Origin of the sequence: Nitratireductor alexandrii, from assembly GCF_004000215.1 — a bacterium.
In the GTDB taxonomy this organism is placed as follows: Bacteria; Pseudomonadota; Alphaproteobacteria; order Rhizobiales; family Rhizobiaceae; genus Mangrovimarina; species Mangrovimarina alexandrii.
The window spans coordinates 330,301-342,630 of record NZ_RBVY01000005.1; the positions used below are offsets into that span (position 1 = coordinate 330,301).

Here is a 12,330-nt window from a genome sequence, read left to right on the forward strand (position 1 = left end):
TGCTGGAAATCCCCCTCTTCACCCCTCGTCCGCCGCGGTCGAAGTCTGTTGCGGAGGATATTTTTCCAAAAGCGCGTCGACCAGCCCGGCAAAGCCGAGCCGAAGCGACGATTTGACCATCACCGCGTCGCCGCCCCCGACCCCGGCGACCAGCACCGGCTGCAATTCCTCGCGCGTCGGGCGATAGTCGACCGCGACATGCTGTGCAAGCGCGTCGCGCAGGGCCGCCATCGCCTCGCCGGCCAGATAGACCCGGTCGATCCCGGCCTCCAGGATCGCCTCGGCGAGCCCGGCATGTTCCCCGGCCGAATGCGCGCCGAGTTCGAGCATGTCGCCCAGAACCGCGATCCGGCGTCCGTCCTGGCCGGTCTGCGTGCCGGCAAGCAGCGCGATCGCCGCCTTCATCGAGGCCGGGTTGGCGTTGTAGCTTTCGTCGATCAGCGTGACCGGCCCGTCGGGATGGGCAAGCACATGGCGCGCGCCGCGGCCCTTTTCCGCCTGGAAGGCGCCGAGCGCGCCGGCCGCCTTGGCGACATCGGCGCCGACCAGATGCGCCGCGCCCAGCACCGCGAGCGCGTTTTGCACCATATGCCGGCCAGGCGCGCCGATCCGCGCCACGATTTCGCTGCCGCCGATCCGCGCGGTGATGCTCGAATGATCGGGCTTCAGAACCGCCTGGACCAGCCTGTAGGTGGCGCGGGCATGCTCGCCGAAGCCGTGAATATGCTTTACGCCGGCATCCTTGGCGGCCTTTCGCAGGATGCGCCAGCGCGCGTCGTCGCGGTTGATCAGCGCATGGCCGTCCGGCTCCAGCCCCTCGAAAATCTCGGCCTTGGCGCGGGCGATGTCGTCGAGCGAATGGAAATGGCCGAGATGCGCGGCCGCGACAAGGGTGACGATCGCCACATGCGGGCGCACCAGCTTGACCAGCGGGCGGATTTCGCCGGCATGGTTCATGCCGATCTCGAACACGCCGAAATCGGTGTCCGCGGGCATACGCGCCAGGGTCAGCGGCACGCCCCAATGATTGTTGAAGGAGCGTTCCGCCGCGTGCACCGTGCCCGAACCGGAAAGCGCGCGCCTGAGCGCTTCCTTGGTCGTGGTCTTGCCGGCCGAGCCGGTGACGGCGATGATTTTGGCCTTCGAGCGCCGGCGGCTGGCTTCTGCCAGCCGTTCCAGCGCGATGAGCACGTCGCCGACGACGATCATCGGACAGGTCAGCCGACCGAGCCCCGGCAGGCGCCCTTCGGAGACCACAAGCAGCGCCGCGCCGGCGGCAACCGCCGCGGTCGCGAAATCGTGGCCGTCGAAGGTCTCGCCCTTGATGGCGAAAAACGCCTCGCCCGGATTGAGCGTGCGCGTATCAATCGAAACGCCGGAAACCGATTTGGGCAACTGCCCGAACGGGCGGCCTTCCATGGCCGCGACCATCGCCTCCGCCGTCCACAATTCGCTCATGTCCGCTGCTCCGCCAATGCCTTGCGGAGTTCGGCGTGATCGGAGAACGGATGGGTCACCTCGCCGATCGTCTGCCCCTCCTCGTGTCCCTTGCCGGCCACCACCAGCGTGTCGCCGGCACGCAGCATCGAGACCGCCGTGCGGATCGCCTCGCGCCGGTCGCCGATCTCGACCGCGCCCGGCGCGGCGGCGAGGATTTCGGCGCGGATTTCCGCCGGCACCTCGCTGCGCGGATTGTCGTCGGTCACGATCGCCACGTCGGCGAGCCGCGTCGCGATCGCGCCCATGATCGGCCGCTTGCCGCGGTCGCGGTCGCCGCCGCAGCCGAACACGACCACCACCCGGCCGGTGGTGAACGGCCGCACCGCGGAAAGCGCGTTTTCGAGCGCCTCGGGCTTGTGGGCGTAGTCGACATAGACCGGCGCGCCGGCACCGGTCTGGCCGACCAGTTCGAGCCGGCCCGAGGCGCCGCGCAAATCTTCCAGCGCCCGCAGCGCGGCCTCGGTCTCGGTACCCGTCGCGACCGCCAGCCCGGCGGCCACCAGCGCGTTGGCGATCTGGAAATCGCCGGCGAGCGGCAGCACGATCTCGTGAATCTTGCCGTCCGCCTCGATTTCGGCACGCTGGCGCTGGCGCTCGTGCTCGACGCGCTTCAGGCTCATGAATTTGCCGCGGCGGCCGACGGTCAACACCTTGCAGCCGGCGCGTTCGGCCGCCTCGATGGTGGCCGCCGACCAGGGATCGTCGGCGAACACGACCGCCGCCGCCCCCTTCGGCAACAGCGTGTCGAACAGGCGCATCTTGGCGCGATGATAGTCTTCGAGCGTCGGGTGGTAGTCGAGATGGTCGCGCCCCAGATTGGTGAACGCGGCCGCGGCAAGCCGCACCCCGTCGAGGCGGCGCTGGTCGAGCCCGTGGCTGGAGGCTTCCATCGCGGCATGGGTGACGCCGGCATCGGCCAGTTCGCGCAACAATTTCTGCAGCGCCACCGGGTCCGGCGTGGTCAGCGATCCGTATTCCTCGCGGCCGGGCGCGCTCAGCCCGGTGGTGCCGATGCTGGCGGCCTTTTGGCCGGTGCGCTCCCAGATCTGGCGCACGAAGGAGGCGACGGAGGTCTTGCCGGCCGTGCCCGTCACCGCGACCATGGTTTCGGGCTGGCCGGCATAAAAGCGCGCCGCCGCCAGCGCCAGCGTGCGGCGCGGGTCGGAGACGCGAAGAACCGGTATGTCGAGATCCGCCGCATCCGCGTCCGGCCCGGCCAGGATGGCGACCGCGCCCGCCTGGGCGGCCTGGCGCGCATAGGCCATGCCGTCCGTCTTCACGCCTTTCAGCGCGGCGAACAGAAAGCCGGGGCCGACCGCCCGCGAATCCGAGCTGAGCCCGGCGAGCGCGACCCCGCCGCTCGGCACGGTGTTGTCGGGGAAGAGATCGGCAAGGTCGCTGAGCTTCATGTAAATCCGTGTGGCTGCCGCCGGGTCTGACCGGCGCAGAATCATTGGTGCGAGACCAGCGTTGCGGCGTCTTCTTGGCCGAAATCCGGCTTCACGCCAAGAAGCGGCGCCGCGCGGCGGATGATATTGGCCACAACCGGGGCCGCATTGAGGCCGGCCGTCGCGCCGATTCCGGGCCGCTCCGGCTGGGGTTCGTCGACGATCGACAGCACGATATATTGCGGGTCCTCCATCGGCAGCGCGGCCAGGAAGGCATTGAAGCGCTTGCTGCTGGAATAGCGGCCATTGACCACTTTCTCGGCCGTGCCGGTCTTGCCGCCGACCCGGTAGCCGGGCACTTCGGCGCGCCGGCCCGAGCCCTTTTCCGCGTTGAGACGATAGAGATAACGCATCGCGGCACTGGTTTCGGGCGCAAGCACCTGCTCGGCGATCGCGGCCGCCTCGGCCTCGGTGCGCGGCAGGAAGGTCGGCGGGATCAGCTTGCCGCCATTCATCAGCGCGGCCGCGCCGACCGCGGTCTGCAGCGGCGTCGTCGACATGCCGTGCCCGAAGGAGATCGTGATCGAATTGATCCGTTTCCACGTCGCCGGCTCGGTCGGGGTCGCGATTTCAGGCAGTTCGGTTTGCATGCGGTCCAGCAGGCCGATGCGCTTCAGGAACGCCCTGTGCCCCTCGATGCCGACGGCCTCGGCCATGCGGCCGGAAGCGATGTTGGAGGAATAGATGAACACTTCCGGCACCGTCAGCACGCGCCCCTTGCCGTGGAAGTCGCGGATGGTGAAGCCGCCGATCCTCAGCGGGCGGGTGGCGTCGAAGCGGCTTTCAAGCGTCGCCTTGCCGGAATCCAGCACCATCGCGGTGGTGAAGCTCTTGATCGTCGAGCCCATCTCGAACACGCCGGCCGTCATCCGGTTCAGCCGGTCCTTCTGGTGCGCGGTGACCGGATTGTTGGGATCGAAGTCCGGCAGCGAGGCCATCGCCACCACCTCGCCGGTCTTGGCGTTGAGCACGACCGCGCCGGCCGCGATCGCCTGATAGCGCTCCATCGCGCCGGCCAGTTCGTCGCGCACGATATGCTGCACGCGCAGATCGATCGACAATTGCACCGGCGCCAGCGCGGCATCGCTGACCAGCCCGGCCGCGCGCAGATCCGCCAGCCCCTGATCGTCGACATATTTCTCGATGCCGGCGATGCCCTGATTGTCGACATTGACCAGGCCCAGAATGTGCGAGGCGGTCGGCCCGCCCGGATAGAAGCGGCGCTTTTCAGGGCGGAAACCGATGCCGGGAATGCCGAGCTGCAGGATCTCGTTCTGCTGCTTGGGCGTGATCTCGCGCTTGAGCCAGGCAAAGCCGGCGCCGCTCTTGAGCCTGGAATAGGTGCGTTCGTAGTCGAGCGACGGCAGCACCGTGGCCAGACGCTCGACCGCCTCGTCCGCATCGACGATGCGGCGCGGCTCGGCGTAGAGCGAGGCGGACTTGATGTCGGTCGCCAGCACCTGGCCGTTGCGGTCGACAATGTCGGGGCGCGCGGCCAGCAAGCGGTCGGCACCCGGCACATAGGTCACCTCCACGTCCTGCAGGCCGAGATAGACCAACCGGCCGGCGATCGCGCCGTAAAGGGCGAAAAACACCCCCATCGCCATGATGACGCGCGAGCGCGAGCGCCCGCCGCTGGACTTGCGCGCGCCCTCGACCACGATGGAGCCGCCGGGGCGTCCCTCGCCGCCGCGTTTTGCGAAACGGGCCAGAATGTTGCGGAGACCGGGCATGCCCCTCATGGTTCGGTGCTCCCGGTGACGATCCCGTCCGCGCCCGCCTGCCCGGCCGCGCCGGCGGTCGTCGACGGGTCGGGTTCGGGCTCGGCCGGCCGTTCGGGAAGCTCCGCCGGACCGGCGATCTGGTAGGGTTCGACCGGCTCGAGCGCGAGCTCTTCGCGATAGGTTTCCGCCAGTTTTTGCAGGCGCGAGGGTTGCGTGAGCAGGCTCCAATCGGCCTTCAGGAGATCGATGGTCTCCCGCTCCAGGCGAAGCCGCGCCTCGATCTTGCGCAGGGCGTCCAACTGGTTTTCGGCCTCGTGCTTGGTTTTGTAGGTGAAGGCGGCCGCCGAGATCATGACCGCGATCAAAACCATGTCGGTCGTGCGAAACACGCTAGCTCCTTTCCGCGCCGTGGCCGGGCGCCGGCAGCTTCGGCAAGCCAAACAGGGTGAAATCCGCCGCGCCGGCTTGTGCGTCGAGCCGCGTGGCGGCACGCAATTTGGCCGAGCGCGCCCGCGGATTGGCCGCGGCCTCCGCGTCGGAGGCCGCGATCATGCGGTCCGGCTTGTCGAAGGTGGCGATCTTGGCGGCCGGTTCGGGCAGGTGGCGCGAACCGCCGGCCGCGCCGGAGCGGTCGGCCAGGAAACGCTTCACGATCCGGTCTTCCAGCGAATGGAAGGTCACGACCGCAAGCCGGCCGCCCGGACGCAGCGCCCGCTCGGCGGCGAACAAGGCCCGGGCCAGCTCGCCGAGTTCGTCATTGACGAAAATCCGCAGCCCCTGGAAACAGCGGGTCGCGGGGTGGATCTTGTCCTTGGGGTGGCGGCCGACCAGCGCCTCGATCGCATCGGCGAGATCGCGCGTGCGCGTGAAGGGTTTTTGGACCCGCCGGCGCTCGATCAGGCGCGCGATCCGTCCGGCATGGCGCTCCTCGCCAAGAATCCCGAAAATCCGCGCCAGGTCGCCGGGCTTGAAACTGTTGACGATGTCGGCGGCGGACGGTCCGGAGCGCTCCATGCGCATGTCGAGCGGGCCGTCGCGGCGGAAGGAAAAGCCGCGCTCGGCCTGGTCGAGCTGCATGGAGGAAACACCGATATCGAGCACGACGCCGTCGACCGGCTCGCCGGCAAGCCTGTCGAGTTCGGAAAAGCGACCCTCTACGAGCCGCAGCCGGCCGCCGGACGCCTGGACGAGAGCCGCGCCGTGACGGATCGCGTCCGGGTCGCGGTCGATGCCGATCACCCTGGCGCCGGCCGCGATCAGGGCACGCGTATAGCCGCCGGCGCCGAACGTGCCGTCGACGACAAGCGCGTCGCGTTGCGGACGCAGGGCGGCGATCACCGCGTCGAGCAGGACGGGAATGTGGCGGGCCGGTCCGCCACCGGCGTCCTCGCGGCCGCCGGGGCCCGCCATCATTCCCGGTCCTCGCCCGGTCGCCCCCGAACCGCGGACTGACGCAGTTTCGCAAGCCGCGCGCGCACCTCCGCCCCGTAGGCCTTCAAGCGCTCCGGCTGCCAGATCTGAAAAAAATGCCCCCGTCCGACAAAGGCGACATCCGCGTCGATGCCGGTATGCTCGCGCATGAAATCGCTCACCATGATGCGCCCCTCGCGGTCGATCTTCAAAAAGGCCCCGTCGCCGTGGCAGAAGAAGGACATGTCGTCCGCGGTCTGCAGAAACGGGTCTTCCTGCTCGATCCGCGCCTCGTAGCGGTCCAGCAGATCGAGCCCGCCCACGTCCAGGGCCGGAATGTCGAGCGCACGCAGCGCGTAGAGTTCGGCAAATCCCTTCTTTTGCAGCACAGCGCGAAAATGCGCTGGCACCGACACTCTGCCCTTGGCGTCGATCCGGTTGACTGCACTGGAAAGGAAACGATCCATCACGCGACACGGACGCCGTCGACGCCGCCAATTCCTTCATTCTTTTTTCCGCGCCGAAACACGGTCTCCGGCGCCCCCCGCCCGATTCATGTCCAACGGCAAACATCCCCGCACCCGCCGCCGCGACGGCCGGATGAAAAGACGCTTCACTCGCCACTGGAACGAAATTCGGAATGTGCTTTTGGGATATCATGGGCCAATATGGGCGTCAATGGGATTATGCCAGCTTCCCTTCTCACCGAAGCGATCTCGCGCGCGCACCTCGCCGCGATGCCTGATTTATGCTCCATTAAGCCTAACGAAGGGTTAGGGCCCTGTTTCGGGGCCTCCGCGGCCGAAACCGCCTACGGCTTCACGCGCTTTCGTTGCCCCGTCGCCCCTGCAAAAAGGCAAGACAGCATGACCGACAGTTCCAGCGACCGCGCCGCCCGCGTGTCCCATCTGCGCCGCGCCGGCCTGGACAAGGGCGACCCGGTGCCGTTGCCGCTCACCATGGCGGCGATGTTCCACCTGCCCGGCGACCCGGCCGGCGTCAGCCAGTACGGCCGCTTCGCCAACCCGACCTGGGACGGCGTGGAAAAGCTGCTGGGTCATCTGGAGGACGCGCCGGCCGTCGCCTTCCCCTCCGGCATGGCCGCGATCTCGGCGGTGCTGTTTTCGCTGCTGAAAACCGGCGAGCGCGTGCTGTTGCCGGCCGACGGCTATTACACGGTCCGCGTTCTGGCCGAGCGTTTTCTGGCGCCGATGGGGATCGGCTTCGACACCCGTCCGACCGCCGGCTTTCTCGACGGCGGTTTCGACGGCTATCGGCTGGTCTTCATCGAGACGCCGGCCAATCCCGGTCTCGATCTCTGCGACATCGCCGCCGTCGCTGCCAGGGCACGGGCGGCCGGCGCGCTGGTCGTGGCCGACAACACCACCATGACCCCTTACGGCCAGCGTCCGCTCGACCTCGGCGTCGACGTCGTCGTCGCCGCCGACACCAAGGCGCCCAACGGCCATTCCGACGCGCTGTTCGGCCATGTGGCAAGCCGCAACGAGACGATTGTCGCGTCGGTGCGCGACTGGCGCAAGCTCGCCGGCGGCATACCCGGCCCGTTCGAGGCCTGGCTGGTGCATCGCGGCCTGGAGACGCTGGAGGTGCGCTTCGAGCGCATGTGCAATTCGGCCGAGCTGATCGCCACGCGGCTGCGGGAGCACCCGCGCGTGCGTGCGCTGCGCTATCCCGGCCTGAAGGACGATCCCGGCCACGCGCTCGCCGCCCGCCAGATGCAGCGCTTCGGCTTCCTGATCGGCCTCACCCTCGCCTCCGCGGAGGAGGCCGAAACCTTCATCGAGCGCTGTACGCTCATCCAGCCGGCCACCTCGTTCGGCGGGGTCCACACCTCCGCCGAACGGCGCGCGCGCTGGGGCGATGCCGTCGATCCGGGCTTCGTGCGGCTGTCGGTCGGCTGCGAACCGACGGAAGAACTGTGGAAGGCGATCGCCGCGGCCCTCGCGGCCTGACGTCAAGACGAGTTGCCGGCCGCGCGTGATTCGGCGCGCGAGGACGCTGAATCACGCACGCAACAACGTGAATCGACATGTTATGGAATGCGGGCAACCGCCCGCAAACACGAGAAAAATGCCAGTCGGCCTATAAGCCGGGTTCTGTATGGCCCCGGCCCCCGAGGGCGCCGGAACGTGGCGGCCATTCATCTGGGACGGACGTTGCCGCCCGCCTCTTGCAACCAACCCGGACGGCTGGGCCGGAAACTGCCCGGGAGTCGCCTCCCGCACCGTCCCTATTCGGTTTTGCTCCCGGTGGGGCTTGCCGTGCCGCTGCTGTTACCAGCAGCGCGGTGGGCTCTTACCCCACCCTTTCACCCTTGCCCCGCCAACGAACCGGTCCGCGCGGGCTGTGCGCGGCGACCGGTTTGCAGGCGGGGCGGTTTGCTTTCTGTGGCGCTTTCCCTGGGGTCGCCCCCGCCGGCCATTAGCCGGCACCGTGTTTCCATGGAGCCCGGACTTTCCTCGCACGCCGCCTTTCGGCGCTTGCGCGCGCGGCCGCCCGGCCGACTGGCAGAACGCATAAAGGCATCGGCGGGCGAAAACGCAAGCCCCGCGCCGCATTTCTTGCAGCACGGGTCACGCCCGTTGCGACACCCGCGCGGCCGGCGGGTCAGCCGCCCAGATGCCGCTTGACCTTGCTGCAATAGGCCGCCGAAATGCGGTTCATGCGCTTGGCGCCGTGGCCGGCATTGTATTTCAGGATCGTTCCGCAGGTGGAGCCGCCGCCGAGCTTGTGCGCCTTGGCGAGATATTTCATGCCGTATTTGATGTTGGTCTCGGGATTGAACAGCCCCTTGGTCGAACCGCGATACCCCATCATGCGCGCCGTGGCCGGCTTGATCTGCATCAGCCCGATCTCACCGGCCTTGCCGCGCGCGTTCGCCCGGAAATTGCTTTCCACCCGTACCACGGCCCGCGCCAGGCTGACGGGCACACCGTAGCTGGAGGCATAACGGGCGATGATGCCGTGGTAACCGCCCTTGCCGCCCTTTGTGGCCTTAACGGTCTTGGCGGTCTTGGCTGCCTTGGCGGTCTTGCCGACTTTGGCCGTCTGGCTGGCCTCGGCGGGTTTCCGCCTGGCCTTCACCTTGTCGCTGCTGCGCGCGAAATTCTTCGCCTCGCCGCGTTCGATCGCACCGGTCGTCATCTTGTCGATTGCCCGGCTTGCCGCGCGCTCCGCCTCGGCCTTGGCATAGCTGGTCGCATAGCGGACCTCGCCATCGCGCGCCGCCGCGGCCGACTTCGACGCGTCGGCGGACTTGGCCTTGCCGGCCCGCTCGGCCTTCGCGTCGGTTTTGGTAAAGACCTTTTCGAGGTTGGCGGGATGAAGGCTCGTCGGCTGCTCCTGGGCATGGGCGACAGGCATCGTCAGTCCGGCGACGAGCATCGCCGAAATCAGGCTTCGTTTCTTCATGTTGTCTTGGGTCTCTGGCTTGGCGTCCGCGTTCGGGGACGGCGGTTTTCCGATACGCTCCCGGATCCACACACAAAGGACCCGGAACGAGTGCGAAACCGCCAGATGCCGCCGGATTGGGCGGCAAAAATGGCCGTCAAGCTCAACTTTTTTCTCTTTGTGTTACAAGAAGATAGAGGAAGCGATCCGCTTACGCAGCGTCAAGCGGGGGACGCCTCCAGAAGCCGGGTCAATGTATTGACGGTCGCCGGATCGGCGCGGCCGTCGACCCGCGCCGGGCGGAAATGCCTTTGAAAGGCCGCGACCACCGTCCCGGTCCACTCGTCGAAAAGGTCATCGATTTCAATAAGATAGCCGTAGATTGCGAGATCGCTTCGCAAGCGCGCGACCGACGGACCGCTGTCGCCCAGTCCCAGAACCGGACCCGTCGTCTCGGGCGCGGGCGTCACCAGATGACCGATCCCGGCGGCGTGCAACCGCGCCCAGGGAAATTTCTCGCCGGGGTCGATCTTGCGTCCCGGCGCCACGTCCGAATGCGCCAGAACCCGCGCCGGCGCGACCGCATGCCGCACTGCAACATCGCGGCACAGAGCGATCACCGCCTCGATCTGGGCGTCCGGAAAGGCCCTGTACCCCAGAACATGGCCCGGATTGACGATTTCGATCCCGACCGAGCGCGAATTGATGTCGCTCTCGCCCTGCCAGAAGCTCTTGCCGGCATGCCAGGCGCGCGCGGCCTCCGCCACCATCTGCACCACGGCACCGTCCTCATGGACGAGATAATGCGACGACACCCCGCTTTGCGGGTCGCATAGCCAGTCCTCGGCCCCCTGCCCGCTCTCCATCCCGGTATAGTGCAGCACGATCATGTCGGGTCCGGCGACGCCCCGGCGTTCGCCATGATTGGGCGACGGCCTGACCCGCGCGCCCTGGTGGTCGGCGGCAAAGCCGCTCATGCCGAAACGCGGCCGCGCTCGATCGCCTCGTAGGCGGCGTTGATGGCGGCGGCGCGATCGTTGGCGATCGCCAAAAACTCCTCCGGCACGCCACGCGCGATCAGCCGGTCGGGATGGTTTTCGGCCACCAGTTCGCGGTAGCGCCGGCGCACCGCCTCGAACGGCGTGTCGCGCGTCACACCCAGGACCGCGTAGGGGTCGTCGGCCGGCCGCACGGCGTGGCGGGCGAGAATACCGTCGAAGCGCCGCGCGTCGATCGCAAAGATCTCCGCGACCCGATGCAGGAACGCGACCTCGCGCTCGTGCAGATAGCCATCGGCCTTGGCGATGTGGAACAGCCCGTCGAGAATATCCTCCAGCATGCGGCAATTGCGTTCGCCCGAACCGCACAGCCGCGCCATGCGTTCGGCATAGGCCTCGAACCCGGCGGTGTCGGCGGTGGCGAGATCGTAGAGGCGCGCGACATTGCGTTCCTGCTCGCGCGGCACGGCAAAAATCTCGTGGAAGGCACGCACCTCGTCCTGGGTGACGATGCCGTCGGCCTTGGCCATCTTGGCCGACAGCGCGATCATGGCGATCGAAAACGCCACCTTGCGGCGCAGTTCCGGATCGCCCTCGAAGGCGGTGCGCACCGCCTCCACGACGTCGGCCACGCCGGCGACCGCGCCCGACGTCACCCGGCTGATGAATTCACCAAATCGGCCCCAGATCGACATGGGCCCTGTCTAAAGTGAATCGGCGACGAATGCGAGCGCTGCCCCGGCGATAATCCGTCGCGGGAGCGATCGACTGCGACCTGTCGTTTCGGCGCCATTGCGTTCCCCGGAGGCGGCGCGCCAAAGCCCGAAACGCGAAAAGCCGGCGCAAGGCCGGCTTTCCCGTCGGGCCTGGCTGGCTTGCAGCCGTGTACAAGCCTAGTCGACCGGGCGCACTTCGCCGTCGTCGGCCGGCTGCTCTTCGGACGGCGCCGGCGCCGCGTTCGGATCGGCCGGCTCGATCGGCTGGGTCTCCTGCACATCGGGCTCCACGCTCTGGGTGGTGGTGGTGTCGGTATTGTCGCTGCAGGCCGCGAGCCCCAGCAGCGCGATGGCCGATGTCGTGGCGACGATCAGTTTTTTCATGACGGGCTCCTTTCTTCGAAATCCTGGCCGCTTGAGGCCGTTGCCGGAAAAACTCCGGCCGAAAGGAAACGTTTCGTCACATCGGCTTACGGCAGGACACAATCCGTAAACGGCCAAAACGGCCTACATGGTCACCGCGCTGCGCGCTGCCTGATCGTATTGTCCCGACAGGGCACGCATCAGCGCGGCGATCCGGCTCACCTCGTCCTCGTCGGTATTCAGGGCCTTCACGCCCGACACCAGCAGCGCCTCGCGCACCTCGCGATAGCGTCGGCAGGCGGCCGCACCCGTCTCGGTGATCGTTACGGTCTTTTCCTTCGCCCGGCGTCCGGTTTCCACCAGCCCCATGCTCTCCAGCTTCTTGAGCGCATAGGACACGACATGCGTGTCCTCGATGTTGAACACCATGCACAGTTCGGCCAGCGTCTTTTCGCGGCCGCGATGATGGACGGCGTGCAGGATATGAACGTCGATCGGCGCGAGCCCGGTGACGCCGGCCGCGGCCATGCAGCGCACCATCCAGCGCTGAAACGCGTTGGTGAGCACGGTCAGCGCGAATTCCATTTCCGACAGTGCGGGCATGGTGCCCTCGGCCAGATGCGAGGCCAGCACGACGGGCCCGATTGTTGGCGTGGTTTCGCTCATGGCGCGCTCTCAATCTCGATTTATCTATAAAATGTTGACGAAAATCATTTGATTTGCTGTATAGCAAATCCGGCATCACACTGTCCATCAATGC

General features: G+C 67.5%; 12 protein-coding genes and 1 other RNA gene. 1 reads left to right on the plus strand and 12 read right to left on the minus strand.

Features of this window, described 5'->3' with window-relative positions:
• Positions 1-18 precede the first annotated feature (18 nt).
• Genes EP380_RS13770 through mraZ form a run of 6 tightly spaced genes read right to left on the minus strand, consistent with a single transcriptional unit; the run spans position 19 to position 6,549 of the window.
• A complete protein-coding gene (locus EP380_RS13770) occupies positions 19-1,458 on the minus strand; it encodes a UDP-N-acetylmuramoylalanyl-D-glutamyl-2,6-diaminopimelate--D-alanyl-D-alanine ligase (protein ID WP_127599005.1) in 1,440 nt (479 codons plus the stop codon).
• On the minus strand, positions 1,455-2,909 hold the full coding sequence (locus EP380_RS13775; RefSeq protein ID WP_127599006.1) for a UDP-N-acetylmuramoyl-L-alanyl-D-glutamate--2,6-diaminopimelate ligase: 1,455 nt from the start codon (positions 2,907-2,909) through the stop codon (positions 1,455-1,457). Before EP380_RS13775 ends, EP380_RS13770 begins: the two co-directional genes overlap by 4 nt.
• Positions 2,910-2,950: 41 nt before the next feature.
• Complete coding sequence (locus EP380_RS13780) at positions 2,951-4,690, minus strand: peptidoglycan D,D-transpeptidase FtsI family protein (RefSeq protein ID WP_420845864.1); 1,740 nt, start codon at positions 4,688-4,690, stop codon at positions 2,951-2,953.
• On the minus strand, positions 4,687-5,061 hold the full coding sequence (gene ftsL, locus EP380_RS13785; protein ID WP_106571547.1) for a cell division protein FtsL: 375 nt from the start codon (positions 5,059-5,061) through the stop codon (positions 4,687-4,689). The genes EP380_RS13780 and ftsL overlap by 4 nt, the downstream gene beginning before the upstream one ends.
• Before the next feature lies 1 nt (position 5,062).
• Positions 5,063-6,085 (minus strand): 16S rRNA (cytosine(1402)-N(4))-methyltransferase RsmH, encoded by a 1,023-nt coding sequence (gene rsmH, locus EP380_RS13790; RefSeq protein ID WP_127599007.1) that lies wholly within the window; start codon positions 6,083-6,085, stop codon positions 5,063-5,065.
• Entirely contained in the window at positions 6,082-6,549 is a 468-nt protein-coding gene (gene mraZ, locus EP380_RS13795; RefSeq protein ID WP_106571545.1) for a division/cell wall cluster transcriptional repressor MraZ, read from the minus strand. The genes rsmH and mraZ overlap by 4 nt, the downstream gene beginning before the upstream one ends.
• A 399-nt stretch (positions 6,550-6,948) precedes the next feature.
• Here mraZ and EP380_RS13800 point away from each other — a divergent pair, with 399 nt between their 5' ends.
• Positions 6,949-8,055, plus strand: a complete 1,107-nt coding sequence (locus EP380_RS13800; protein ID WP_127599008.1) for a cystathionine gamma-lyase — start codon at positions 6,949-6,951, stop codon at positions 8,053-8,055.
• A gap of 117 nt (positions 8,056-8,172) precedes the next feature.
• Here EP380_RS13800 and rnpB read toward each other — a convergent pair.
• The 6 genes from rnpB to EP380_RS13830 all read right to left on the minus strand — a co-directional run bounded on the left by rnpB (position 8,173) and on the right by EP380_RS13830 (position 12,236).
• An RNA gene (gene rnpB / locus EP380_RS13805) (RNase P RNA component class A) lies at positions 8,173-8,611 on the minus strand.
• Positions 8,612-8,710: 99 nt separating this feature from the next.
• On the minus strand, positions 8,711-9,514 hold the full coding sequence (locus tag EP380_RS13810; protein WP_127599009.1) for a lytic transglycosylase domain-containing protein: 804 nt from the start codon (positions 9,512-9,514) through the stop codon (positions 8,711-8,713).
• A gap of 200 nt (positions 9,515-9,714) precedes the next feature.
• Positions 9,715-10,470 (minus strand): N-acetylmuramoyl-L-alanine amidase, encoded by a 756-nt coding sequence (locus EP380_RS13815; protein WP_127599010.1) that lies wholly within the window; start codon positions 10,468-10,470, stop codon positions 9,715-9,717.
• The gene (locus EP380_RS13820) at positions 10,467-11,186 is read right to left on the minus strand and encodes a J domain-containing protein (protein ID WP_106571542.1); all 720 of its coding nucleotides are present in this window, start codon (positions 11,184-11,186) and stop codon (positions 10,467-10,469) included. The genes EP380_RS13815 and EP380_RS13820 overlap by 4 nt, the downstream gene beginning before the upstream one ends.
• Before the next feature lie 198 nt (positions 11,187-11,384).
• Positions 11,385-11,591: a hypothetical protein gene (locus tag EP380_RS13825; protein ID WP_106571541.1), complete on the minus strand. Its 207-nt coding sequence runs from the start codon at positions 11,589-11,591 to the stop codon at positions 11,385-11,387.
• A 123-nt stretch (positions 11,592-11,714) separates the two neighbouring features.
• Positions 11,715-12,236, minus strand: coding sequence for a winged helix DNA-binding protein (locus EP380_RS13830; protein ID WP_106571540.1), 522 nt, complete (start codon positions 12,234-12,236; stop codon positions 11,715-11,717).
• Positions 12,237-12,330: the final 94 nt, after the last annotated feature.